The sequence below is a fragment of the Aquitalea sp. LB_tupeE genome (assembly GCF_013391415.1).
Classification (GTDB): Bacteria; Pseudomonadota; Gammaproteobacteria; order Burkholderiales; family Chromobacteriaceae; genus Aquitalea.
Map to the genome: position 1 here is coordinate 33353 of NZ_JACAXB010000030.1, position 24031 is coordinate 57383.

A 24031-nucleotide genomic window follows, 5' to 3' on the forward strand; every position below is an offset into this window, starting at 1 on the left:
CATGAACCAGTCGCCAACGCCTGATCTGCCCTCCTGGGACGAGCTGGACCTGCCTGTGCTGGACGAAGTGGTGGATGAATCCGCCATTCCCGTCCTGGCGGAGGAAGTGCTGGATGTGCCGGATTTTGATTTCTCCAGCGAAATGGATGCTGCACACAGTGCCCTGCCTTCCCCGGCAGAAGGTGTGGCGGAACTGGACATTCCCGAGCTGACACTGGAGGACCTGGAAGTCGCAGCGCCGCCTGTCAGTGACAGCCCGGCGCTGGATCTGTCCGGCCTGCCTTCGCTGGACCTGAACGAAGCGGCAGACGAGCTGGAGCTGGGGCAGGTATTGCATGGCACTGACCCGCTTTCTTTGGCTATTCCGCCTGGCGTTCAAGCATCCCCCAGGCCGGAAGCGCCCTTGATGGCAGTGGATGGCTTTGAGTTTGTGCTGGATGAAGCCATACCGACATCTCTTGCTGACCTGCCCGATGCGCTGGCTGAGATTTCCCCTGCGCCGCCAACAGTGTCACCAGCGCCATCAGTCCATCACTCACCTGAGGCTGTCGCCGATCAGACGCTGCCTGTGGTGGAGGACGAACTGGAAATTCCCGCACTGACTGATGCGCTGGATGAGAATCTGCCTGTCCAGCCAGTAGCCACACCAACTCCATCTGCCGTGAGCGCGACCGAGGCGGTGTCTGTCCAGGCACTGCCCAAGGTCGAGGAAGAGCTGCAGATTCCCGATCTGTCAGACGACCTGGATATCGACTGGAACAGCATGGCGGAACAAGCGGCCCCGGTTGTGGCCGCTCCGCCTGACTTTGCCACTGCACCCAGCCAGCCAGCAGCCCCAGCAGAAGCAGCACCGCATGTGCAGGCTGTTGATGCGCAGCCGCCGGTGTCTGTGGATCAGCCCCCGGCCTTGCCTGCCGGTCTATCCATTTCCCTGGATAGCCTGCCCGCTGGCGTACTGGGTGGCGGTATCGGGCGGCTGGAGGAGGAAACCCCCTCAACCAGCGAGTTGCTGGCCCGGGCGCAGGCACTGGTGGATGCTGCTCCCACATCGCTGGATGAGGTATTGCGCGCAGCAGAGCAGACCCTGGCTCAGCAGGATGCCCTGACCCCGCCTGCGCAGGCCGAAGCGATGCCTGAACCAAAGTCGTTTACCTCCCTGAGCGAAGCGGAACTGCTGGAAGCCATGGCAACCTTGCCCACCCGGCAGCCTGCCACGTTGATCGACCAGGATTGGCCGGGGCTGGGCGATGATTCCATGGCCCACGATCTCAGCGCCGGTTTGCAGGACGAGGCCGATATCCATGCTGCTTCAGCCTTGCTGCAGGATGACAGTCTGGACAACCTCGCCCCGGTGGCCGCAGCGGTTCAATCGCCGGAAGTGACAGCCCAGCATCTACCGGTACTCGATGAGGAGGAAAGCTGGCCGGGTTTGGGCGATGTTGATCGCGACAGTGAAACCGAGTTGCTCTTGTCAGATGAGCCTGACTCTGCATCACCGCCCGAACCCGAGCGTGATGCACAGTCCGAGCGGGCTGCCCCGGTAGTGCCGACGCAGGACCTTCCAGTACTGGATGAGGAAGAAAGCTGGCCGGGTTTGGGTGATGTCGATCGCGAGAGTGAAACCGAGCTTTGCTTGCCGAATGAGGCTGATGCCTTGCAGCCTGTAGCAGTCAGCGCGCCAGTGACGTCATCGCCAGTATTGCCAGTACTGAACGAGGAGGCTGACTTGCCACCCCCGGCGGCCAGCCAGCTGCAGTCTGCCCAAGCACCGGAGGTCACGCCTCCGGCTGCTGGCGTCAGCACTCCGGTACCAGGCCTGTTTGCCGAGTCGCCCTTTGCCAGCGAGCGCCAAGTCCTGCCGCAGCCGGCCAGTGTGGAGGCATTACCCGCCACCGCAGCACCGGAGGCCGAGCTGGAACTACCCGTGTTAACGGAGACCGAACCGGCTGATCAGGCCTTGGCCGAGCCCTTAGTCCCAGCCACGCCAGTCGAAGCGGACAGCCGTTCGGAGCCAGTGCCGCCTGCCACGCTGGAAACACTGACCGGGGCCAGTTTTGCTGCTGCCATGCCACAGACGGCAGTTGCTGGCAGCGGTGTAGCGCCGGAAACCGGCAAGTCGGTAGAGGTATTGAGCGTCGCCGCGGTGACCACTGCTGCGGCAGCGGCTGCGCTGATGAACCCGGCGGCTCGCAAGGAAGAAACCGTGGCCGTGGTGGATGAGCGTGCCCTGGTGGATGCCATGTATGAGAAACTGCTGCCGCGCATGAAGGTGGAGCTGTCACTTTGGCTGCAAGATGCATTGGAATTGCAAGCCAAGAACATGCTGTCCGGCGTGATGCAGCAATTGAAGGAAGACTACGACATGTTGTTTGGTGAAACCCTGAAAGAAAGCCTGCGCCAAGCCATTCTGGCTCTCGGGCGTGAACAGCAGGGCAAGGCGGCACAGGATAAGGAGCAGGACTGATGGGACATCGGCTTTCACGTATTGTCACCCGTACCGGGGATGACGGCAGTACCGGCCTTGGTGATGGTAGCCGCGTAGCCAAGGACAGCTTGCGAGTGCAAGCGCTGGGTGATGTGGATGAACTGAATTCGGTATTGGGTGTCTTGCTGGCCGAAAGCCTGCCAGCCGATGTGGTGGCGCGGCTGTCGACCGTGCAGCATGATCTGTTTGATCTGGGTTCGGAACTGGCGGTGCCGGGCTATGCGGCGCTCAAGCCGGAGCATGTGGCCATGCTGGAGGAGTGGGTGGCGCAGATGAATGCGGACCTGCCCATGCTCAAGGAGTTCATCCTGCCCGGTGGTTCGCGACCGGCAGGTCTTGCCCATCAGGCGCGTTCTGTCTGTCGGCGGGCCGAGCGCGCCGTGGTGGCGGCTGCGCGGGAAGGCGAAATTTCGCAGTCGGCACGCCAATACCTGAATCGCTTGTCTGATGCTCTGTTCATTCTGGCACGGCACCTCAACAAGGCGCTGGGTCAGTCCGATGTGCTGTGGCAGCCCAAGCGACATGGTTGATCATCAACACTGACGAGTATCGCCAATTAAATAAGCCGCTGGATTTCAGCGGCTTTTTTGAACCTGTTCAGGCGGCGACGTGACTGTCTGTGCTGGCAAGCACTTCGGCAGGCAAGTCCTCCAGCCATTGCTGCAAACGCTCTGCCGTGCGCTCCCAGCGGGTGTCCAGCATCATCATGTGTCCCATGTGCGGCAGGATTTCCGCATTCACATCCAGCCGTTCGGCGGTGGCAACGACATCCTGAGGGGAAATCAGCATGTCTTCTGCCGCGCCCAGCACCAGGGAGGGCAACGGCGGGATAGCCGCTATCCCCAAGGGGTTGACCAGGGTCATGTCCATCACCGCTCGCTGGCTTTCCAGTTGACAGCGCTGTACCAGCAGGTTGGTCGTGCTGTCCGGCGCATCGGCGGAGAGTAGCAGGTCGCGCAATTCGCTTTGGGCCGGGTTGTAGCTGCCTTGCTGGTACAGGTTCAGGTTCAGCAGCAAACCGGGTGCCTGGGTCAAAAGACGCAGGCTGGAGCTGGCCAGACCGGTCGGCGGGACCGATGCCAGAAAAGCAGCAGCCGGCAGGCGATGACGGATCAGGTATTGCTGCAGCACGAAGCCGCCCATTGAATGCCCGATCACGATGGGCGTACGCTTGATGCGCTTGATGGCCGAGCCCAGATTGCGCACATAGTCGTCTATGCTGATGGCGGCCAGATACTGCCGCCCGTCGCTGTCACCATGTCCTTCCAGGCTGAGTGCCCAGCAGTCATAGCCCAGACGGGCAAACCATGGCAGGAAGGTTTCCTGCCAACACCATGCGGCACAGAATGCGCCGTGGACAAACAAAAGGGGCGGCGCGTGGCGCGCCGTCCCTGTTGCTGCCTCATGAATCAGTTCGAGGCGTGGTTGCATTGAATCAGAGTACCTCTCCGGCATGGTCTGCCAGTCGTGAACGTTCCCCGCGTTGCAGGGTGATATGGCCGGAATGTTCCCAACCCTTGAAGCGGTCCACCACGTAGGTGAGGCCGGAACTGCCTTCTGTCAGGTAGGGCGTGTCGATTTGCGAAATATTGCCCAGACAGACTACCTTGGTTCCCGGGCCTGCACGAGTGATCAGTGTCTTCATCTGCTTGGGCGTCAGGTTTTGCGCCTCGTCGATGATCAGGTACTTGTTGAGGAAGGTACGGCCACGCATGAAGTTGAGCGACTTGACCTTGATGCGCGAGCGCACCAGGTCGCGGGTGGCGGCACGGCCCCAGTCACCGCCATCGTCATCGCTCTTGTTCAGCACGTCCAGGTTGTCTTCCAGCGCACCCATCCACGGGGCCATTTTTTCCTCTTCCGTGCCCGGCAAAAAGCCGATGTCTTCACCTACCGGCACGGTGACGCGGGTCATGATGATTTCCGAGTACAGCTTTTGCTCCAGCGTCATGGCGAGACCGGCGGCCAGGGTGAGCAGGGTTTTGCCGGTACCCGCCTGACCCAGCAGGGTGATGAAGTCCACCTCGGGGTCCATCAGCAGGTTCAGCGCGAAGTTCTGTTCGCGGTTGCGGGCGGTAATGCCCCACACATTGTTTTTGTGGTGGCTGTAATCCTTCAGGGTCTGGATGACCGCCGTTTTGCCTTCCACCTTCACCACACGTGCCTGCAAAGGCTGCGGGCCCTCCTGCCACAGCATCTGGTTGATGTGCAGATTGGGAACGTCCTGGCCTTTTACCTGGTAAAAGCTGCGGCCTTGTTCCTGCCAGGACTTCATGTCCTTGCCATTGCGCTCCCAGAAGGTTTCGTCAATTTCGCGGGTGCCGGTATACAGCAGGTCGGAATCCTGCAGCACCTTGTCGTTGAAGTAGTCTTCGGCATCCAGGCCCAGCGCACGGGCCTTGATGCGCATATTGATGTCCTTGGATACCAGGATGACCGAGCGCTCGGGGTAGAGCTCTTTAAGGGCCATCACGATGCCGAGGATCTGGTTGTCGGCCTTGCCAACAGGCAGGGAGGCGGGCAGCACGCTGTGAATGGCCTGGGTCTGCAGGATCAGCTTGCCGGTGGCAGCATCTCGACTGGCATTTTTCAGCGTGATGCCGGCTTCGATCTTGTTTTCACAACCGCTGACAATATCGTCCAGAAAGCGGCTGGTCTGGCGGGCATTGCGTGCCACTTCCGACATGCCGCTCTTGTGGGCGTCCAGCTCTTCCAGCGTGATGATGGGGATGAAAACATCATGCTCTTCGAAGCGGTACAAACTGGTAGGGTCGTGCAGCAATACATTGGTGTCCAGAACGAACAGCTTGGTGGTTTTGCTTTTCTTACGGCTTACCATGATGGACCCCTTGGCGATGCAGAACCCGGTCGGCAGACCGGGACACTGCGTTAGAGAGTGTTTACAAAGGCAAGAACTTCAGCAGCATGACCAGGCACTTTCACTTTGCGCCATTCGCGTACGATCACGCCAGCGGCATCAATCACAAAGGTGCTGCGCTCGATGCCTCTTACCTGTTTGCCGTACATGTTTTTCATTTTGATGACATCAAACAGTGTACAAACGGTTTCCTCCGTGTCGGATAGCAATTCAAACGGCAATTCCAGCTTGGCCTTGAAGTTTTCATGCGATTTGATGCTGTCACGCGAGATGCCGACAATGCTGACCCCAGCGGCGGCAAACTGTGCGTGCAGGTCGCGGAAATCCATGGTTTCGTTGGTGCAGCCTGGCGTGTTGTCCTTGGGGTAGAAGTAGATCACCAGCGGCTTGGGCGCAGCGGAAAGAGAGAAAGTAGTGCCGGCGGTGCCGGGCAGGGTGAAGTCGGGGCAGGGTGTGCCTGACATGCAAGACTCCTGACGGTGATGGTGGGTGGGAATGCAACCGCCTTGCTTTGAGCTTAGCGGAAATTTCTGACTGTTGTCATCCTTATTCTGAACCGCTTTCCGGCTGATGACCACGTCGTATCAGCACCAGCAGCGCACCTTCCCCTCCCATGTTTTCGTTGGCCTGACAGAAGGCCAGTACTTCCGGATGGTGGCTCAGCCAGGTGCGCACCAGCTTTTTCAGTACCGGCTGGCCATTGGAGCCAAAGCCTTTGCCGTGGATGATGCGCAAGCAGGGCCCGCGGTGTCGTGCACGGTGTAAAAACAGAGCCAGAGCATCCTGCGCCTGATAACGGTCCATGCCGTGCAGATCCAGCTGGCAGGCAACCGGCCAGTGGCCATTGCGCAAACGCTTGAGCGTCTGGCAGGGCATGCCGGGTCGGGCATACTGAACCAGACTGTCCTGCGGATCGAACAGGCCTGTCATGTGGCGCAACATGTCCATTTCGGCCTGGTGTGACAGGGCGTGCTGACCGTGGCGATGACGCGGGTGAGGGCTGGGTTTCTTGTGCTGAGGGATATGACGCGGCTGGCATTTCAGCGGCTTGACGTCGCTGAACAGCTGTTTGAAATCAGGTTCGGGTGGCGGAGCAGGGACAGACACAGCCCCGGCAGGGGTGTCACGCAGACGCCCCTGCCGGCGGATTTCCTTCAATGTATCCTTGAAGGCCTTCAAGATATTACTTCAGGCTATCCAGATAGCGTTCCGCATCCAGCGCGGCCTGGCAACCGGAGGCAGCGCTGGTTACAGCCTGACGGTAGATGTGGTCCTGCACATCACCAGCGGCAAACACGCCATCCACGCTGGTCAGGGTGGCATTGCCTTCGCGGCCGCCACGGGTGATCAGGTAGCCGGTGGCATCCATTTCCAGCTGACCCTTGAAGATGTCGGTATTGGGCTGGTGGCCGATGGCAATGAACACGCCCATCAGCTTGATGTCTTCGGTGCTGCCGTCATTGAATTTCAGGCGGGCACCGGTAACGCCGCTATCGTCGCCCAGCACTTCATCCAGGTTGGCATTCAGCTTCAGGGTGATCTTGCCTTCGGCCACGCGCGACATCAGCTTGTCGATCATGATCTTTTCGGCACGGAAGCTGTCGCGACGGTGAATCAGCGTGACATGCTTGGCGATATTGGCCAGGTACAGTGCCTCTTCCACGGCAGTATTGCCGCCACCTACCACGGCAACATCCTGATTGCGGTAGAAGAAACCATCGCAAGTGGCGCAGGCGGACACGCCCTTGCCGGCAAAAGCCTGCTCGGACGGCAGGCCCAGGTATTTGGCGGAAGCACCGGTGGCGATGATGAGTGCGTCGCAGGTGTATTCACCGGCATCACCTACCAGGCGGATCGGCTTTTCATTCAGGTGGGTGGTGTGGATATGATCGAAGATCATTTCGGTGCCAAAGCGTTCGGCATGTTGCTGGAAACGTTGCATCAGTTCCGGGCCCATCACGCCGCTGGCATCGGCAGGCCAGTTGTCCACTTCGGTGGTGGTCATCAGTTGGCCACCTTGTGCCAGGCCGGTAATCAGCACCGGTTTGAGGTTGGCACGTGCTGCGTAAACGGCGGCGGTATAGCCAGCAGGACCGGAACCAAGGATCAGGAGGGGGCTGTGACGGGTGTTGCTCATCGTGTTGTTCCTGTTTTAGGTCGTTGAACAGTCATTTTAGCAGCTTTGCCATGACAGAATGGCGCATGCGGTCTAAACTGGACTTGTTAAATCGTGTAATGAGTGCGGAGGTGGGGGCATGGACGGAATAAGTCAAGTAAGCGGACAGAATGTTTCATCGGCTACTCAGGTGTTCGCCCTGAAAAAATCGCTGCAGGCAGAAGGCCAGTCGGTACTGTCGCTAGTGCAGGGTGCCAGCGATACCGGTACACAAATCAGCCAGGCATCGAATCCGGCCCATCTGGGACAAAGCATTGATGTACGGGCCTGAGCAGGGCAGATTGGAAAAGCGGCGCTGGCCGCTTTTTTTACGCCTGTAAGAAATGCACGGTCATGACGACCAATTGGCAGGAGGTGGCAGATGAATCCTGGAAAAAATCTTGCCCTGCTGTTGTGCGTGTTGCTCTTGCCAGTCCTGGCTGTAGCACAGAAGTCTGCCTTGCCCGGCTGGTCCAGCTATCAGGCTGGCGATTATGCAGTCGCTTTTGCCATGTTCAAGGCGGGAGCCGAGCGAGGCGACAGGGTGGCACAATATGATCTGGCGATGCTGTACTGGCGTGGCGAGGGCGTGCCGCGCAACCGCGAGCTGGCCTTGAAGTGGTTGCAAAAGGCGGTCGACGCACATCTGTCATCAGCCCAGTTTGTGTTGGGGCAGGTGTATGAAAGTGGCGACGGCCTGCCACGTGATTTGCAGCAGGCCACCCGCCTGTTTGAGGCAGCCGCCCGGCAAGGGCACCGTGATGCGCAGGTAAGTGTAGCCACGCAGTATTACCTGGGCCGAGGTGCGCCACAGGACTATGCCCAAGCTGCGCACTGGTATCGGGCGGCGGCAGAGCAGGGCGATGTGGGGGCGCAGTATTTGCTGGCCAGCCAGTATGAACATGGGCTGGGGCTGAAGGAAGACTGGCGAGAGGCCGTGCGCTGGTATGCGCTTGCCGGCAAGCAGGGGGATCAGGCTGGTTTGTTGAAAGCCAGGGCGTTGGCCGCACAGCATGGCGTCAGATAAGCTGTCAGAAGCAAAAAAAGAGTACAAGAGGTGGACCCTTGTACTCTTTTTTGGATGAATTTCAATGGCGGCCAGCTCAGGCTTGTTCGCTGACTCTACGGCTGCTTGCCTGAGTAGAGCTCTCCAGCAGGGACTGATTGTTCTGATACTGCGCTACGGCAATCTGGCCGCTGTTCTTCTGATTTTCCAATGTCTGCTGGGCCTGGTTGCGAACCGAGGCAGACTGACGGCTGGTCACGCTATTGCTGTCGTCGCGGTCGTTATCGTTGCTGCGACTGCTGCTGGCCGTGGTTTGGCGACCACGGCTGCTGGTGGCTGCGGTCGAGGTGCTGTTGGCGGTGCTGTCCGATTCGCTGCTGGCCCGGCTGGCATTCACGGTACGCGTGCTGTCTGTACTGACGCTGGCGGCCTGGCTGGATGTCAGCTGGCTGGCCAGTGCCTGTTCAATCTGGAAGCGATTCTGGCTTTGCCGCGAGGGTGTGCTGCTAACAGCTTGCTGGCTGCTACCACTGGCTTGCAGCTGTTGTGTGGTGATTTCGTTACGGATGGACGCCGAGCTGCTGGTGTCTTCCGTAGCCTGGCTGGTGCTGGCTGCGCGGCTGTTGCGGCTCTGCTGCAACAGGCTGGCCGTGGTGCTGGCACTGCTGCTTTGCAGGCGAGAGATGCTGTCCATGGCGCAACTCCTGTTTAGTAGGCTAACTCTGTGATTTTAGAACAATTTGTCCAGAGTTTGCTGATAAATCACCAGGCCGGGCTGGAAGTGTGGGATTACTTCAACAGTACCAGGGCCAGCATGCGCTCTGCCAGCGCATCCACACTCAGTTCACCCTCGGACTTGTACCACTGCACCGACCAGTGCAGGCTGCCCAGCAGCGTGCGGCGCAGCAGGCGGGTATCCTGCTTGACCAGTCCGGCGGCGGCAGCTTCGTCCAGAACCTCTTGCCACAGTGCTTCGTAGCGATCACGCAGCACGATCAGGCCAGGTTTTGCCGCCGCTGAGACGCTGCGCCATTCGTACAGCATCACTTCCAGGGCTGCCTGGTTATCACCCAGCAGCGAATTCAGATGGACATGAAACAGGGCCGACAGCTTGTCACGCGGGCTGCGGGCGCGGGCAATGGCTTCGCTCAATTGCTCGGTGGTGGCGGTAATGCCCAGTGCCATGACGGCAACCAGGATTTCTTCCTTGGTGCGGAAGTGATAAAACAGGCTGCCCGATTGCAGTCCCACTGCATTGCCCAGGTCGCGCACGGTGGTGCGTTCGTAGCCTTGGTCGCGAAACAGTTTGGCAGCGGCCCTCACCAGTTCCATGCGGCGGCTGTTTTCCTCGGGCTGATTGTTCTTGTCTTGTGCGCTCATGGTTCAGCCTATGTGCTACGGGTCAGTTGAGTGATGGTATTGCCCAGTTCGGGCAGAAAACGTTGTGCAGCCTGCCATGCCAGGTCCGGCCCCAGCTGTTCCAGGCAATTGGTGTGCTGGTAGGGGCATTTTCGTTCGAAACAGGGGCTGCAATCCAGGTTGAGGCTTACCACTGCCGCCTGATCCGACAGTGGCGGGGTGAAGTCCGGGCTGGAGGAACCGTACAGTGCGACCAACGGTTTCCCAAGCGCTGCGGCAACGTGCATCAGGCCGGAGTCGTTGCAGACAGCAAGCCGGGTCAGGCCCATCAGGTCGATGGCCTCCTCCAGACCGGTGCTGCCGCACAGGTTGGTGGCCGTACCTTCGGCCAGACGGGCGATGTCATCGCCGATTTCCTTGTCTTTGCCAGAGCCGAACAGCCAGACGGCAAAGCCCGTGGCAGCAAAGCGTTTGGCCAGTTCGGCAAAGTGTCGCGCCGGCCAGCGTTTGGCCGGGCCGTATTCCGCACCAGGGCAGAAGGCGACAATCGGGCGGCTGGTGTCCAGTTGCAGGCGGCGGGCTGTTTCCAGCTGACTTTGCGGATTGGTAACCAAGGCCGGGTGGTCGATGGGGCGTGGCAGCGGTGCGTTGCGCTCTTCGGCCAGTGCGCAAAAGCGCTCCACCATCATCGGTAGCGCTTGCTCGTCCAGTTCTCGGGTGTCGTTGAGTATCCAGTAGCGCGATTCACCGATGAAGCCAGTGCGTAGCGGGATGCCGGCAAAGAAGGGAATCAAGGCCGATTTGATGGAGTTGGGCAGCACGATGGCCTGATCGAAGCCTTCCGCCTTGAGCTTGCGGGCGGTTTCCCAGCGTTCGCGCAAGCGCAGTGCACCATGTCCGAAAGGATTGAGGTGTGCTTTGGCTACTTCCGGCATGCGTGCCAGTAGGGGCAGGGTCCAGGCCGGGGCAAATACATGCAGTTCCAGCCCCGGGTGGCGCTGGTGCAGCCGCTGGTAGAGTGGCTGGGCCATGACGCTGTCGCCAACCCATGAGGGGCCGATGACCAGTATTTTTTTCTTCATGAAAAATTCCGCTTCCAAATCAGCGCCAGCCTGTATGCATGAGGCAAGCTGGCGTTGATTTGGTGAGCGGGCAAGCGAAAAAGGTGCGGAAGCCCGCACCTTTCGCATGCCGTCAGCCAGGCGCTGGCTTAGTGGTGGTGTCCGACCGGGCCTACCAGCTTGTACTGGGTGCCACAGTAAGGGCACAGTGCTTCACCGGTCTTGTGTACCGGCAGGAAAACGCGCGGGTGGGAGTTCCATGCCACCATGTCCGGCATCGGGCAGTGCAGGGGCAGGTCCTTCGCGGTGACTTCGATGACGCGACGGGTATTTTCTTTAAGTTCAGCCATTGTCTTTCCTTGTCAGGCCGGCAGCGCCGGCCCTTGCTGCTTGGGTGTGTTTACTTGACGTAGGTCAGCCAGTGTTCGTGTTCGGCATCCAGGCCCTTCACGATATTGAAGTACTTTTGCTGGATGGCGGCGGTGATCGGGCCGCGCGTGCCTTCGCCGATAGCACGACGATCCAGCTCGCGGATCGGGGTGACTTCGGCGGCGGTGCCGGTGAAGAAGGCTTCGTCGGCACTGTAGACTTCATCGCGGGTGATACGTTTTTCGATGATTTCCAGGCCTTGCTCCTGGGCAATCTGTACCACAGTGTCGCGGGTGATGCCTTCCAGGGCGGAAGTCAGGTCCGGCGTGTACAGCTTGCCCTTGCGCACGATAAAGATGTTCTCGCCCGAGCCTTCAGCCACGAAGCCATCTACGTCCAGCAGCAGGGCTTCGTCGTAGCCGTCTGCCGTGGCCTCGTTGTTGGCCAGGATGGAGTTCATGTAGTTGCCGTTGGCCTTGGCCTTGCACATGGTGATGTTGACATGATGACGGGTAAAGGACGATGTCTTCACGCGAATGCCCTTTTCCAGGCCTTCTTCACCCAGGTAAGCACCCCACGGCCAGGCAGCAACGATGACTTGTACGTCGTCTTTTTTCGGTGCCACGCCCAGTTTGCCGGAGCCGTAGAAGGCCATCGGACGGAAATAGCAGGAGGACAGCTTGTTGGCTTTCACCACGTCCAGGTGTGCCTGATTGATGTCGTCCTTGCTGAAGGGCAGGTTCATGCCCAGGATCTTGGCGGAGCGGAACAGGCGGTCGGTGTGGTCCTGCAGGCGGAAGATGGCCGGGCCTTTGGGGGTTTCGTAGGCGCGTACACCCTCGAACACGCCCATGCCGTAATGCAGGGTGTGGGTCAGTACGTGGGTGGTGGCATCGCGCCAGTCAACCAGTTTGCCGTCATACCAGATGAATCCGTCACGATCTGCCATCGACATCTTGGAGCTCTCCGTCATTGTGTTTTGTTAGCGGGCAATTATACCGCCAGTGTTGCCGTTGTGAACCGTCGCGGGTGAAAAAGCCGGTCAGGACAAGCTATCTGCGCCAAAAACCTGCAGCCATAGCGTCTGGGCTTGTCGGTAGTGCTGACGCAGTGTGTCGTTGACTTCCACCTTGCTGCTTTCGTTCAGCCGGGCGGCATGCTGCAGTTTGCGGTAGTAACGGTAGGCGCTGCGGCCCTGTTCGGCCAGTTCGTGGCTGATCAGCCCGGCGTCGGCTGCCACTGCCAGCAGGGCGATGTTGCCGGTATTGCCGGTAAAGGCCGGTAGCTGACGTGCATGGGCCAGAATCAGGTATTGCACGATGAATTCGATGTCGATGATGCCGCCGCGCGCATGTTTGACGTCATGCTCGTGTGGCGGGTGGCTTTCCAGCATGCGCTGACGCATGCCCAGCACTTCGCTGCGCAGGGTGTCAGGTTCGCGTTGCAGGGTGAGGACATCGTGACGTATCGTTTCAAAACCGTTGCCGATGGTGCTGTCGCCGGCCACGTAGCGGGCGCGGGTCAGGGCCTGATGCTCCCATACCCAGGCTTGCTTTTCCTGATAATTGCGGAAGGCCTGCAGCGAGCTGACCAATAGCCCGCTGGCACCGTTGGGACGCAGACGCAGGTCGATGTCGTACAGGATGCCCGCACTGGTGGCGCTGGTCAGCCAGGTGGACATCTTGCGTGCCAGGCGTGAATAGAGCTCGGTGGCGTCCGGGTGCTCGTCGTCATACAGGAAAATGATGTCAAGATCCGAGGCGTAGCCCAGCTCCTTGCCGCCCAGCTTGCCGTAACCAATGATGGCAAAACACGGTGTATCGGTATGGCGGCTGGGAATGTCGCGCCAGGCGTGGCGCAGCGTGGCATCCAGCACGGTGTCGGCCAGCATGGACAACTGGTCGGACAAGGCTTCCACCGTCCACATGCCAGCAATGTCCTGTGCCACCAGGCGGAAGGCCTGGGCATGCTGGAAGTGGCGCAGGGTATCCATTTTGGCTTCAATGTCGCCATCGGCTTGCTGCATTTGTTCTTCCAGCTGGGCGGTGAGCGTGGGCCAGTCCGGCGTGGCATACAGCACGCGGGCGTCCAGCAGTTCATCCAGCAAAATGGGGTGGCGGGTCAGGTAGGTGGACACCCAGGCGCTGGCCGAGCACAAGGTGGCCAAGCGTTGCAGGGTTTGCGGATATTCGGTGAGCAAGGCCAGGTAGGATGCGCGGCGGCTGATGGCCTCCATCAGCCCGATGATGCGCGACAGGGTGGCTGCAGGATTGGGAAAATGGGTGGAAACCTCAATCAGCGGCGGCATCAGGGCATCGAATTTTTTGCGGCCAGCCAGTGGAATCTGCTGGTAACGCTGGCTTTGTGCCAGCGCACGCAACTGTCCGCTGACGCCGGGCACATCGTCAAAGCCCAGCGCGGTGAGCTGAGGGGAGGGGTCTTGCTCGCCAATGTCGTTCCACAGGCAGGACAGCGGGTGGTCCGGCGCGGTTTCGGTGGGCAGGATGAAAACCTGCTCGAAGTGACGCGTTACCTTGCGCCGCTCGGCGTTGAGCGCGTCCAGGAAGGCGGGCCAGCTCTGGTAGCCCATGCTGTGGGCAATCTTGATCTGGTTTTCTTCGCTGGCGGGTAAGGTCTGGGTTTGCTGGTCGTCCAGATATTGCAGGCGGTGCTCCAGATTGCGCAGGAAGGCATAGGCTTCTTGCAGTTCGGCCACGGCGGCAGGTTCCAGCAGGCGCAATTCGGCCAGCCGGTCCAGCGTGGCGCGGGTGCTGCGCAGTTGCAGGGTTTTGTCACGACCACCGCGAATCAGCTGGAACACCTGGGCGATGAATTCCACTTCGCGAATTCCACCAGGCCCCAGCTTGATGTTGTCGGCCATGTCGCGCCGGGCCACTTCACGGCGAATCTGGGCGTGCAGCTCGCGCATGGCACCGTAGGCGTTGTAATCCAGATACTTGCGGTAAACAAAGGGGCGCACCATGTCGGCCAAACCAGCTACATCACCAGTCAGTGCCTTGGCCTTGATCCAGGCGTAGCGTTCCCATTCCCGTCCTTGAGTGAGCAGGTAGTTTTCCAGTGCCGGGAAGCTCATTACCAGCGGGCCGGAGTCACCGTAAGGACGCAGGCGCATGTCGACGCGGAAGACCTGGCCGTCCAGCGTGACGTCGTTGATCAGGCTGATGATGCGCTTGCCCACCTGGCTGAAGTATTCGTGATTGCTGATCTTGCGTGGGCCGCTGGTTTCGCCGTCCTCGGGGTAGATGAAGATCAGGTCGATGTCGGACGAAACATTCAGCTCGCCACCGCCCAGTTTGCCCATGCCGATGACGATGAGTTGCTGAACTTCGCCACTGTCCTCGCCGATGGGCTGGCCATATTGCGGCAAGGCGCGACAGGCTGACGCCAGTGACTGTTGCACGGCAAATTCGGCCAGCTGGCTGATGGTGCTGACCACTTCGTCCAGCGTGGCCAGGCCGTTATGGTCCCGAGTGATCAGGCGGGCCATTACCGCCTGGCGCAGCTGGCGCAAGGCGGCGCACATGGCCTCCGGGCTGTCCAGCGTATCCCATGGCGCAAAGTCGGCCATTTCAGCAGCATCAAAAGGATGTAACAGGCGTGCTTGCAACAACGTCAGTTGCTCTGGCCGTGCAGTCAGCAGCCGGTCCAGATAAAGTGAAAAGGCACGGCTCTGGGCAATGGCATGCTCCGGGTTTGCTGGCATAATGGCGCTGCACTCGCTGGTTGGTCCTGATAACACTTCATTGTATCGGTTTAGCTCATTTGGAAAAGCCCCTGTATCTGCTGGCCAGAATCCACGTCATCCGCTTGCTGCGCAAAGTCCTGCGTATGGCCGGCCTGTTGCTGGTGCTGGCAGTCCTGGTGGTGGGCAGCGCATTTTCCGTATTCAACTGGTGGTTTCTGCCCAGGCTGGAGCAATTCCGTCCACAACTGGAGCACAGCCTGTCCGAGGCCAGTGGGCGGCAGGTGAGCATTGCGGCCCTGTCCGGGCAGTGGCAATGGCAGGACATGGCACCGCAGCTGCAACTGGGTGGGCTGCGTATTGCCAATCCGGTAAGTGGCGATGCGCTGACCTTGCAGCAAGTGACGGTGCTGCCTTCCTGGTTGTCCTTATTGTCCTGGCAGCCGCTGTTTTCCAGCATTGTGATTCAGGGCCCCAGTGTGGCGCTGGTACGCAATGTCGATGGTCATATCCTGCTCAACGGCTTTGACTTGTCCGCCAGTCCTGCCAAGCCGCAAGCTGCCGGGAGCGAACCCTCCGCCAACTGGCTGCTGCGTCAGCGACATATTGAAATCAGCCAGGCGCACATCAGCTGGGAAGACAAAATGTTCGGGCTGCCGCGGCTGGACTTGCAAGGTGGTCAGCTGATTCTGGGCAAAACCCTGCTGGGCCATCGTCTGACGCTGTCTGGCCGCCCCGTGGCCACGCTGGGTAAAGGCTTCGACATGGAGCTGTCCTGGCGTGGTAATGATTTCAGCCAGTGGCGCGACTGGTCGGGCAGTGTCCGTGTCCGGCTCAATGGGGCGCAGGCGGGCATGCTGTCGCGCTATATGGAAAAAGTCGGTCTGGTGAATCGTGGCGAGGGCAGTGGCACGCTGGAGGCTGATTTTTCTGACGGACATATCAACAGCTTGCAGGCCGATGTCAGCATTCACAATGCCGCCTACACCCTGCACGATGCCCGCACCCTGGTATTGCCTGTGATCAGCGGCAAGTTACAGCTGGAGCGCTCGGCCAAGGGGGCGTACGTCATCAATGCCTCCAGCCTGACGCTGGCCAGTTCCAGCGGTCTGGCTTTCGACAATTCCAGCATTCGTGGCGACTGGTTGCCGGGCGAGCAAGGGCATGGCCAGTTGACGCTGGATAATGTCAATGTGGCCCATCTGACGCCGTTCATCCGTGCGCTGGGTGGGGATGGCAATTCGCTGTTCTCCCGCTTTGCACCCAGCGGCCAGTTGAAAAACCTGTCGCTGGCCTGGACCGGGCCGCTGCAGTCACCGCGCCAATATACGGTGGCCACCCGTTTTGATTCGCTGGCCTGGCAGGCCTTTGCCACGGTGCCGGGCATCAGTGGCGTCAGCGGTACGCTGCGTTTTGGCGAGCAGGGCGGCAGCCTGCAACTGGACAGCCGTCATGCCGCGCTGAATTATCCGGTGGTATTTCCGCAGTTGTTGAATTTTGACCGGCTCAATGCCCGGGTGGACTGGAAAAACCAGGGCAAGCAAACCGATGTTGATTTTCAGGATATCAGTTTTGCCAATGCCGACCTGACGGGGCGTTTTGGCGGCCATTACCATCATGGTGAAAGCGGCCCCGGCGTGGTGGACTTCACCGCCAGCGTGGATCGGGTGGCGGCTGAGCGGGTGCCGGCCTACCTGCCGCATGCAGTGGGTGAGGATACCCTGCGCTGGCTGAAGCAAGCCTTGCTGGGCGGTACCGCCCGTGACGTGCGCATGATTCTGAAAGGCGATCTGGCCGACTTTCCCTTTGCCGGTGGCAAGGGCGGGCAGTTCAGCGTGGATGCCAAGGTGGAGCGGGGCAAGCTGCTGTATGAAAAAGGCTGGCCCACCATCGACAATATCCAGGCTGACCTGGGTTTCCATAACGAAAAAATGCTGATTGCCGCGCGCTCCGCCACTACGCTGGGCGTGCCGCTGACTGCCGTGCAGGTGGGGATAGATAATCTGGGTGCCACCCAGCCGGTTTTGACGGTGTTGGGCCGGGCGCAAGGGCCGTTGGCCAGCATGCTGAAATTCACCACGGCTAGCCCGGTGGACGGCTGGCTGGATGGTTTTACCGGCAATCTGCAAGGTGGCGGCAATGCCGCGCTCAATCTCAAACTGGGCATCCCCTTGTCCGGCCATGAAACGCCCAAGGTACGTGGCGACATATTGCTGTCCGGCAATCAACTGGTTTTCCGCACGCTGCCGATTCCGCCGCTGTCCCAGGCGCAAGGCACGCTGACTTTTACCGAGCACGGGGTGGAATCCAACGGTGTGGCATTCAAGGCGCTGGGCGGAGCCTTTGTGCTGAAGGCAGCCAGCACAGCGGCCGGGCGCATGAATTTTGATATCCGTGGCGAGGCAGACAGCAAGCAGGCGTTGGAGCGCTATCTGCCGGTGCTGGCTCCTTACGTCAGCGGTCATGCACCGTTCGGCATTCAGTTTGCCGTGCAAAAGGGCCTGGAAAACCTGACGGTGCAGTCCGGCTTGCAGGGCGTCAGTATTCTGGCCCCGGCTCCGGCAGGCAAACCGGCGGCGGACGTGCTGCCGTTGTCATTGCGGGTGACACCCGGCAAGACGGCACAACAGCCGGTACGGCTGGACCTGGATGTCGGCACCGTGGCCAGCGGCAGCCTGTTGCTGGATGAGCATGGCAACCTGAAAACCGGGGTGATTGCCTCCGGTCGTCCGCTGGGCAAGCTGCCTGACGAAGGCTTGCTGTTGCGTCTGGCTGCGCCGAAGGTGGATTTACCCGCCTGGGTTGATGCCATTGCCGGGCCTTCCGGTTTGCATGGCAATGCGGCAACTGCGGGCAAGCCCTTGCAGATTGATCTGCCTTTGCAGATTGATCTGGAAACGCCGCAGCTGGACAGCTGGGCTGGCAGTCTGCACAAGGTGACGGCCAGCCTTGGCAACCGGCGGATTCGCCACGGCTGGTCGCTGGATGTGCGGGCGCATGAAATGAGTGGCAATATTGAATACTTGCCGGAAGGAAACGGCCTGCTGCGCGCCAATCTGGCATATGCGCTGCTCAATCCGCCGGAAAAAGGCAGTGCGGCTGATGGCGACAACACGATGTCGGACAAGGGCGACTGGCCGGCACTGGATATCCATGTGGGCGACCTGGTGTACCAGAACCGCTCGGTGGGTAAGCTGGATGTGCGGGCGCGTCGCGAAGGGCGTGACTGGTTGCTCAATCCCTTGCGGCTGGATGCGGCCGAAGGCAGTTTGCAGGGTAGTGTCCGGGTGCGGCGCAGCGAGGATGGCAAGGAAGTGTATGCCCGTTACCGGGTAGACAGTACTGATGTAGGCAAACTGCTGGCCCGCGTGGGCTTGCAGGACACTTTCCGCAAGGGCGAGGGTACGCTGGCGGGCAATATGCGCTGGCCGGGCGGCTTGTTCGATCTCAGTGTCAAACAGCTGTCCGGGGACATGACCCTGTCTTTGAAGAACGGCCGCTTTGCCAAGGTGGACCCAGGTGCCGCCCGTCTGCTCGGCGTATTGAGCCTGCAGTCACTTACCCGGCGGGTGAAGCTGGATTTCACCGATGTGTTCAGTGACGGTTTTGCCTTTGACTCCATCAGCGGTGATGCCCGCATCAGCAAGGGTGTATTTGTTTCTGATAATGTGCATCTGAAAGGCCCGGCGGCAGATGTCTTCCTTAACGGGCAGGTGAATCTGGCCGACGAAACCCAGGATGTACACATCAAGGTACAGCCGCATCTGGCGGAGAGCGTGGCGCTGGCTGCCGGGGCGGCGCTGCTCAACCCCGTGGTCGGTGTGGCAGCGCTGGCAGCGCAGAAAGTATTGCAAGATCCGGTCGGCAAGATTTTGTCGGTCGAGTATGACCTGACCGGTTCCTTTGCCAATCCCAAGGTGGAAAAGCGGGCAGTGGAACCTTTGAGAAACAGCAAGCGGATCATCACGCCATGAAACAGAAATTTATTGCGGCTGCCGTGCAGATGGTGTCCGGAACCGATGTAGCAGCCAACCTGTCCCGTGCTGCGGCGCTGGTGGCCAAAGCCGCCGCTGCCGGTGCGGCCTTTGTGGTACTGCCGGAATATTTTTGCCTGATGGGCAGAAAAGATGGCGACAAGGTGGCCATCTGCGAAGAGATGGGCAGTGGCCCCTTGCAGACTGCGCTAGCCGCCATGGCGCGTGACAACAAGGTATGGCTGGCCGCTGGCACCATCCCGCTGCAGAGCCCGGAAGCTGGCAAGGTGTTCAACACCACCTTGGTATTCGACCCTGACGGTGTGGTGCAGGCGCGTTACGACAAGATTCATCTGTTTGGCTATACCGGAAATGGCGAACGTTATTGCGAGTCGGACAGCATCGTTGCCGGACAGGTGCCGGTGAAGGTGGATATCGGTCTGGCGGAAGTCGCCTGCGGCATCTGTTACGATTTGCGCTTTCCCGAGCTGTTCCGTCAGCTTGCGCCGTTTGACGTGATGATTCTGCCCGCTGCATTCACGGCCACCACTGGTGAGGCGCATTGGGAAGTGCTGATGCGCGCACGTGCCATTGAAAACCAATGTTTCGTGATTGCCTCCGGCCAGGGGGGGACACATGAAAATGGTCGCCGTACCCATGGTCAATCCATGATTATCGATCCCTGGGGGCGCATTCTGGCGCAACAGGCCAGCGGCGAAGGTGTCGTGCTGGCCGAACTCGACCCCGCATTGCTGCAATCGGTGCGTAGCGGCTTGCCCGCGCTGGCGCACCGCGTGCTTTGACAGAAAGACCCACCATGCAAGACGCTTTCACCATTGCCGATCAACTGCTGCTCTCGCCTTTTGGCGTGGATGAGTCTGTGATCGAAAAAACCTTCTCCCGCATGCGCCAGCATGCTGTGGATTACGCTGACCTTTATTTCCAGTACACCCGTAGCGAGGGCTGGAGCCTGGAGGAAGGCATTGTCAAATCCGGCAGCTTCAGTATCGATCAGGGGGTAGGGGTACGTGCCGTTGCTGGCGACAAGACAGCCTTTGCCTATTCCGACGATATCGGCGTGGACGCCATCTCCCGCGCTGCCGATGCAGTACGTGCCATCGGATTGGCTGGTGGCGATGGCAATGCCGGCAAGCAGTCGCCACAGCGCGCGCGCGATCTTTACCCTGCCATCGACCCGTGTTACAGCCTGGAGGCAGCGGCCAAAGTGGCGCTGCTGGAAAAGGTGGAAAAACTGGCCCGTGCGATGGACCCGCGCGTGTTGCAGGTGATGGCTGGCGTCGCCTCCGAATACGATGTGGTGTACGTGGCCCGTCACGATGGTGTGCGGGCTGCGGATGTGCGCCCGCTGGTGCGCCTGTCGGTGCATGTCATCGTGGAGCACAACGGTCGACGCGAGCAGGGTTCTGGCGGCGGCGGTGGCCGTTTCGACCTCACCCGCTTTGACGATGCGCTGGTGGAGCAATACGTGCGTCAGGCGGTAGACCAGGCATTGATCAATCTGGAGGCGCGCCCGGCACCAGCCGGGCAGATGACCGTGGTGCTGGGCTCCGGCTGGCCGGGTGTGCTGCTGCATGAAGCCATTGGCCATGGGCTGGAAGGCGACTTCAACCGCAAGGGCACATCGGCCTTCTCTGGCAAGCTGGGGCAGCGCGTGGCGGCAGCCGGTGTAACCGTGGTGGATGACGGCACGCTGGATGGCCGTCGCGGTTCGCTGGCGATTGACGACGAAGGCAACCAGACCAATCGCACCGTGCTGATCGAGGACGGTATCCTCAAGGGCTATATGCAGGATGCCATGAATGCCCGGTTGATGCAGGTGGCACCCACCGGCAATGGCCGTCGCGAATCCTACGCGCATATCCCGATGCCGCGCATGACCAATACCTACATGCTCGGTGGCCAGCATGACCCGGCAGAGATCATCGCCTCGGTGAAGGACGGCCTGTATGCCGCCAATTTTGGTGGTGGTCAGGTGGATATCACCAGCGGCAAGTTCGTGTTTTCCGCATCGGAAGCCTGGCGTATCGAAAACGGCAAGCTGACCTATCCGGTCAAGGGTGCCACACTGATCGGCAACGGGCCGGACGTGCTGGGCCATGTTTCCATGATAGGCAACGATATGGCGCTGGATCAGGGCGTGGGCGTTTGCGGCAAGGAAGGTCAGAGCGTGCCGGTGGGCGTGGGGCAGCCCACCTTGCGCATCGATGGCGGCCTGACTGTTGGCGGGACGGCAGGCTGAGCGGGATTTTTCAGTCATGAGGCACAGTAAGGCCGTGCAGGCCTGCGTTTGCCGGTTGCTGCTGCTGACTGGCTTGTGTGTCAGTGGCGTTGCCTTGGGCCAGGACTTTGTTGTTGCCGTCGAGGAGTCCGACAACCATCCCTTTGAGTATGTGCAGGGGGATGGCAAGGCCCATGGTGGTTTTCATCTGGAAGAAATCGACCAGGTGGCCACCCGGCTGGGCTGGCATGTGATTTACAAGCCCATGCCCTGGCAACGTGCATTGCGCAGCCTGCAACTGGGGCAGGTAGACGCGCTGAGCTACCTGGCCCGCACCGAAGAGCGGGAGCGCTATGCCGTGTTCCTGCCGGTGGCTATCCAGCACCGGCAATATGCCGGCCTGTTTGTCCGCCGCAACCAGCAGCAGCGCTTTCCCGACAGCAATGACCCCTGCCGTTATGCCGGATTTCGCATGGCGGCGGCCAGCAATTATTTCTATGGGCAGACCGTGCAGGATGCCATGCAGACATGCTGGAAGATCGACATGAATGCCAGCTCCAAGGAAGAAGTGTTTTCCAAGCTGCTGGCCGGTCGCATTGATATTGCAGTGGCCTATGGCACGTCGCTGCAGTCGCTGGAGCTGGCCATGCCGGGCTTGTCCTCCCAGGTGGTGGCCCTGCATCAGCCTCACTGGCTGATTGGCGATTTCTATCTTGGTTTTTCCCGCAAGTCCATGCCGAGCGGACGGATAGACGCTTACGTGGATGCATTGCGGCGTTACCGCCAGACGGCTGCTTACCAGCAGCTGGTGCAGAAGTACAATATGAAATCCTTTCTGCCCTGAACAGGGTCCTCGCTGACCGGGGTTGCAGCGGGGTTATCAGTCTGTCTTGCTGTGTTTGATTCTGAATTTTGCCGGGGGATGCATGGTCAGGCTGGAGGATGTGCAGATTCTGCTGCAAACCGCGCAGCTGGGCAGCCTGTCAGCCGCTGCACGTGCGCTGGATATCAGCCCGGCAGTGGCCAGTGCCGCGCTCAAGCGTCTGGAGCAGGAACTGGGCAGTCGCCTGCTGGTGCGCTCCACCCGCAGCCTGCGGCTGACTGCTGATGGCGAGCGCTATCTGGCGCATGCCAGCGTGGCGCTGGAGGCCTTGCAGGCTGGTGCCCAGGCGCTGGCCGTTGGCAGGGAAGCACTGCAAGGGCTGCTCAGCCTGTCCATGCCATCGGATATCGGCCGGCAACGGTTGCGCCCCTGGCTGGATGAGTTTCTGGCTGAGCATCCTGCGGTGCGCTTGCAGCTGCATATCAGTGATCGACTGGCCGATTTATACCGCATGCCGGTGGACCTGGCCCTGCGCTATGGCGTTCCGGAAGACTCCAGCCTGGTGGCGCTGCCCTTGTTGCCGGATAACCGGCGCGTGTTGTGCGCTTCACCAGACTATCTGGCCCGACATGGCCATCCACGCAAGCCCGAAGACTTGGCCGCGCACGCCTGCCTGCGTTTTGTGCTGGGCGATGCCTTGCACGAGCGCTGGCGCTTTGGCCATCAGGGTGAGTGGGCCAGCGTGGCGGTGGATGGACGGCTGAAAAGTGACGATGGCGAAATCGTACGCCGCTGGGCGCTGTCCGGGCTCGGAATTGCCTACAAGTCCAGGCTGGATGTGCTGGACGACCTTAAGGCTGGCACTTTGCAGGCCTTGCTGCCTGATTACCAGACCGAACGGGCTCCCCTCTACCTGGTGTGCCCGCACCGGATGATGCTGTCGCCGCTGGTGGTGCGCCTGCGCGAATTCCTGCAACAGCGCCTGCAACGTCACGTCGCGGCGCTGCCGGATGCCGCTTAACCCTGTGTGCTGATCAGGCTGCCCACCGATGACGCATATTGATTGGTCTGGCTGTTCTGCAGGTTTTGCAGCAGTGCGCTCAGGAAGGATTGCAGATTGGCTGAGGTGCTGCTCCCCGATGTGCTACTGCCGGAGGTGCTGGAATCGCTGGCGCTACTGCCATTGGCGGCCTGGATGCTGGACACCAGATTGCTGAAGTCGCTTTGCAGCGTCCCCAAGGTGCCGGAGCTACTGGACGTGCCGCTGGACAACTGCTGGATCAGGCTTTGCAGCTGACTTTCGGCATTGCCATAGCTTGAGGTGCTGCTGTCGCTGCTGCTATCGCTATTGCTACCGGACTTCAGCGCGGCAAACAAGTCGTGCATGAAGGTGTGCATGGCCTGTCTGGGGTTTTGGGTGCTGCTGGTACTGCTGCTGACACTGTCGTCGGCATCGCCATCACCGTCCGGCGGTGGCGGCGGCGGGGTTTGCAGGCTGGACAGTGCGCTATTGCTGCCACTGTTGCTGCTGCCGGTGTTGTTGCTGGCGCTGCTGCTGGTGGGCGCTTGCAGGGAGATGCCCAGCTGGCTCAGCGCCTGCTCCACGCTTTGCATGAAGGCGTCGTTGCCACCACGGTGTTTGCCATGGTGACGGGTTTCTCCGGTGCCCGAAGTGCTGCTGGTAGATTGGCTGCTGCCGGTCAGTGCGTAAATGGAAGTGCTACTGCTGATGCCTGAGATGCTCATGATGAATACTCCTGATACAAGTGCGTGAGCGGTGCGCTGTCGCCAGTCATGCCCAATGGCTGCAGGCGGGCGCGATGCCGGGTAACAGGCAAGTTCCAGGCCAGTAAATAATGGTTAAGACGTAAAAAAATGTTAGGAAATGTTAGTGAATGTGGGGGTGTGCGGCAAAGCGCCGGCATTCTGTTAAGGTTGCGCCTGGCTGGGCATTTCTCCAGGTTGTCGTGGCGGAAAAA

At 60.3% G+C, this 24031-nt stretch carries 20 protein-coding genes and 1 pseudogene; 9 read left to right on the top strand and 12 right to left on the bottom strand.

Going from position 1 to position 24031, the window contains the following annotated elements:
• The first annotated feature begins 1 nt into the window (after position 1).
• On the top strand, positions 2–2464 hold the full coding sequence (locus HWX34_RS15135; RefSeq protein WP_178973021.1) for a hypothetical protein: 2463 nt from the start codon (positions 2–4) through the stop codon (positions 2462–2464).
• Positions 2464–3015 (top strand): cob(I)yrinic acid a,c-diamide adenosyltransferase, encoded by a 552-nt coding sequence (locus HWX34_RS15140; RefSeq protein WP_178973022.1) that lies wholly within the window; start codon positions 2464–2466, stop codon positions 3013–3015. Before HWX34_RS15135 ends, HWX34_RS15140 begins: the two co-directional genes overlap by 1 nt.
• 67 nt (positions 3016–3082) lie before the next feature.
• Here HWX34_RS15140 and HWX34_RS15145 read toward each other — a convergent pair whose 3' ends face one another.
• The 5 genes from HWX34_RS15145 to trxB all read right to left on the bottom strand — a co-directional run bounded on the left by HWX34_RS15145 (position 3083) and on the right by trxB (position 7500).
• Positions 3083–3916 carry an alpha/beta hydrolase gene (locus HWX34_RS15145; RefSeq protein WP_178973023.1) on the bottom strand — a complete coding sequence of 278 codons (834 nt, stop codon included), beginning with the start codon at positions 3914–3916 and terminating at the stop codon, positions 3083–3085.
• Positions 3917–3920: 4 nt separating this feature from the next.
• Positions 3921–5324: a PhoH family protein gene (locus tag HWX34_RS15150; RefSeq protein WP_178973024.1), complete on the bottom strand. Its 1404-nt coding sequence runs from the start codon at positions 5322–5324 to the stop codon at positions 3921–3923.
• A gap of 50 nt (positions 5325–5374) precedes the next feature.
• Positions 5375–5827 carry a peroxiredoxin gene (locus HWX34_RS15155; protein WP_045845099.1) on the bottom strand — a complete coding sequence of 151 codons (453 nt, stop codon included), beginning with the start codon at positions 5825–5827 and terminating at the stop codon, positions 5375–5377.
• An 82-nt stretch (positions 5828–5909) separates the two neighbouring features.
• Positions 5910–6542, bottom strand: a complete 633-nt coding sequence (locus HWX34_RS15160) for a Smr/MutS family protein (protein ID WP_178973025.1) — start codon at positions 6540–6542, stop codon at positions 5910–5912.
• Between the two features lie 4 nt (positions 6543–6546).
• A complete protein-coding gene (gene trxB, locus HWX34_RS15165; RefSeq protein WP_062789245.1) occupies positions 6547–7500 on the bottom strand; it encodes a thioredoxin-disulfide reductase in 954 nt (317 codons plus the stop codon).
• Positions 7501–7618: 118 nt separating this feature from the next.
• Here trxB and HWX34_RS15170 point away from each other — a divergent pair, with 118 nt between their 5' ends.
• Together HWX34_RS15170 and HWX34_RS15175 are read left to right on the top strand one after the other, a co-directional pair.
• Positions 7619–7810, top strand: coding sequence for a putative motility protein (locus tag HWX34_RS15170; RefSeq protein ID WP_131359417.1), 192 nt, complete (start codon positions 7619–7621; stop codon positions 7808–7810).
• A gap of 90 nt (positions 7811–7900) precedes the next feature.
• A complete protein-coding gene (locus HWX34_RS15175) occupies positions 7901–8545 on the top strand; it encodes a tetratricopeptide repeat protein (RefSeq protein ID WP_178973026.1) in 645 nt (214 codons plus the stop codon).
• Between the two features lie 76 nt (positions 8546–8621).
• Here HWX34_RS15175 and HWX34_RS15180 read toward each other — a convergent pair whose 3' ends face one another.
• The 6 genes from HWX34_RS15180 to glnE all read right to left on the bottom strand — a co-directional run bounded on the left by HWX34_RS15180 (position 8622) and on the right by glnE (position 15037).
• Positions 8622–9218 carry a hypothetical protein gene (locus HWX34_RS15180; protein WP_178973027.1) on the bottom strand — a complete coding sequence of 199 codons (597 nt, stop codon included), beginning with the start codon at positions 9216–9218 and terminating at the stop codon, positions 8622–8624.
• Positions 9219–9313: 95 nt separating this feature from the next.
• Complete coding sequence (locus HWX34_RS15185; protein WP_045845094.1) at positions 9314–9904, bottom strand: TetR/AcrR family transcriptional regulator; 591 nt, start codon at positions 9902–9904, stop codon at positions 9314–9316.
• A gap of 8 nt (positions 9905–9912) precedes the next feature.
• Complete coding sequence (waaF, locus tag HWX34_RS15190) at positions 9913–10965, bottom strand: lipopolysaccharide heptosyltransferase II (protein ID WP_178973028.1); 1053 nt, start codon at positions 10963–10965, stop codon at positions 9913–9915.
• 128 nt (positions 10966–11093) lie between these two features.
• Positions 11094–11294 (bottom strand): zinc-finger domain-containing protein, encoded by a 201-nt coding sequence (locus tag HWX34_RS15195; RefSeq protein ID WP_045845093.1) that lies wholly within the window; start codon positions 11292–11294, stop codon positions 11094–11096.
• 50 nt (positions 11295–11344) lie between these two features.
• Positions 11345–12268, bottom strand: a complete 924-nt coding sequence (locus HWX34_RS15200) for a branched-chain amino acid transaminase (protein ID WP_178973029.1) — start codon at positions 12266–12268, stop codon at positions 11345–11347.
• 87 nt (positions 12269–12355) lie between these two features.
• On the bottom strand, positions 12356–15037 hold the full coding sequence (gene glnE, locus HWX34_RS15205) for a bifunctional [glutamate--ammonia ligase]-adenylyl-L-tyrosine phosphorylase/[glutamate--ammonia-ligase] adenylyltransferase (protein ID WP_178973030.1): 2682 nt from the start codon (positions 15035–15037) through the stop codon (positions 12356–12358).
• Positions 15038–15096: 59 nt separating this feature from the next.
• Here glnE and HWX34_RS15210 point away from each other — a divergent pair, with 59 nt between their 5' ends.
• The 5 genes and pseudogenes from HWX34_RS15210 (at position 15097) to HWX34_RS15230 (ending at position 23073) form a co-directional block, all read left to right on the top strand.
• Positions 15097–18990 (top strand): YhdP family protein, encoded by a 3894-nt coding sequence (locus tag HWX34_RS15210; protein WP_178973031.1) that lies wholly within the window; start codon positions 15097–15099, stop codon positions 18988–18990.
• Positions 18987–19793 carry a carbon-nitrogen hydrolase family protein gene (locus tag HWX34_RS15215; protein WP_178973032.1) on the top strand — a complete coding sequence of 269 codons (807 nt, stop codon included), beginning with the start codon at positions 18987–18989 and terminating at the stop codon, positions 19791–19793. Before HWX34_RS15210 ends, HWX34_RS15215 begins: the two co-directional genes overlap by 4 nt.
• Positions 19794–19891: 98 nt before the next feature.
• Positions 19892–21250 (top strand): annotated as a pseudogene (tldD, locus tag HWX34_RS15220) (metalloprotease TldD); the annotation flags it as partial.
• Positions 21251–21266: 16 nt separating this feature from the next.
• Positions 21267–22073, top strand: a complete 807-nt coding sequence (locus tag HWX34_RS15225; RefSeq protein ID WP_178973034.1) for an ABC transporter substrate-binding protein — start codon at positions 21267–21269, stop codon at positions 22071–22073.
• A gap of 82 nt (positions 22074–22155) precedes the next feature.
• Entirely contained in the window at positions 22156–23073 is a 918-nt protein-coding gene (locus HWX34_RS15230; protein WP_178973035.1) for a LysR family transcriptional regulator, read from the top strand.
• Here the strand turns inward: HWX34_RS15230 and HWX34_RS15235 are convergent.
• Entirely contained in the window at positions 23070–23798 is a 729-nt protein-coding gene (locus tag HWX34_RS15235; protein ID WP_178973036.1) for a cellulose 1,4-beta-cellobiosidase, read from the bottom strand. The two genes, HWX34_RS15230 and HWX34_RS15235, sit on opposite strands and share 4 nt — an antisense overlap.
• Positions 23799–24031: the final 233 nt, after the last annotated feature.

Excerpts from the sequence above, each read along its gene's own strand:
- HWX34_RS15135 (WP_178973021.1), top strand. The coding sequence starts at position 2 with ATGAACCAGTCGCCAACGCCTGATCTGCCCTCCTGGGACGAGCTGGAC.
- HWX34_RS15140 (WP_178973022.1), top strand. The coding sequence starts at position 2,464 with ATGGGACATCGGCTTTCACGTATTGTCACCCGTACCGGGGATGACGGC.
- HWX34_RS15145 (WP_178973023.1), bottom strand. The coding sequence starts at position 3,916 with ATGCAACCACGCCTCGAACTGATTCATGAGGCAGCAACAGGGACGGCG.
- HWX34_RS15150 (WP_178973024.1), bottom strand. The coding sequence starts at position 5,324 with ATGGTAAGCCGTAAGAAAAGCAAAACCACCAAGCTGTTCGTTCTGGAC.
- HWX34_RS15155 (WP_045845099.1), bottom strand. The coding sequence starts at position 5,827 with ATGTCAGGCACACCCTGCCCCGACTTCACCCTGCCCGGCACCGCCGGC.
- trxB (WP_062789245.1), bottom strand. The coding sequence starts at position 7,500 with ATGAGCAACACCCGTCACAGCCCCCTCCTGATCCTTGGTTCCGGTCCT.
- HWX34_RS15170 (WP_131359417.1), top strand. The coding sequence starts at position 7,619 with ATGGACGGAATAAGTCAAGTAAGCGGACAGAATGTTTCATCGGCTACT.
- HWX34_RS15175 (WP_178973026.1), top strand. The coding sequence starts at position 7,901 with ATGAATCCTGGAAAAAATCTTGCCCTGCTGTTGTGCGTGTTGCTCTTG.
- HWX34_RS15180 (WP_178973027.1), bottom strand. The coding sequence starts at position 9,218 with ATGGACAGCATCTCTCGCCTGCAAAGCAGCAGTGCCAGCACCACGGCC.
- HWX34_RS15185 (WP_045845094.1), bottom strand. The coding sequence starts at position 9,904 with ATGAGCGCACAAGACAAGAACAATCAGCCCGAGGAAAACAGCCGCCGC.
- waaF (WP_178973028.1), bottom strand. The coding sequence starts at position 10,965 with ATGAAGAAAAAAATACTGGTCATCGGCCCCTCATGGGTTGGCGACAGC.
- HWX34_RS15195 (WP_045845093.1), bottom strand. The coding sequence starts at position 11,294 with ATGGCTGAACTTAAAGAAAATACCCGTCGCGTCATCGAAGTCACCGCG.
- HWX34_RS15200 (WP_178973029.1), bottom strand. The coding sequence starts at position 12,268 with ATGTCGATGGCAGATCGTGACGGATTCATCTGGTATGACGGCAAACTG.
- glnE (WP_178973030.1), bottom strand. The coding sequence starts at position 15,037 with ATGCCAGCAAACCCGGAGCATGCCATTGCCCAGAGCCGTGCCTTTTCA.
- HWX34_RS15215 (WP_178973032.1), top strand. The coding sequence starts at position 18,987 with ATGAAACAGAAATTTATTGCGGCTGCCGTGCAGATGGTGTCCGGAACC.
- HWX34_RS15225 (WP_178973034.1), top strand. The coding sequence starts at position 21,267 with ATGAGGCACAGTAAGGCCGTGCAGGCCTGCGTTTGCCGGTTGCTGCTG.
- HWX34_RS15230 (WP_178973035.1), top strand. The coding sequence starts at position 22,156 with ATGGTCAGGCTGGAGGATGTGCAGATTCTGCTGCAAACCGCGCAGCTG.
- HWX34_RS15235 (WP_178973036.1), bottom strand. The coding sequence starts at position 23,798 with ATGAGCATCTCAGGCATCAGCAGTAGCACTTCCATTTACGCACTGACC.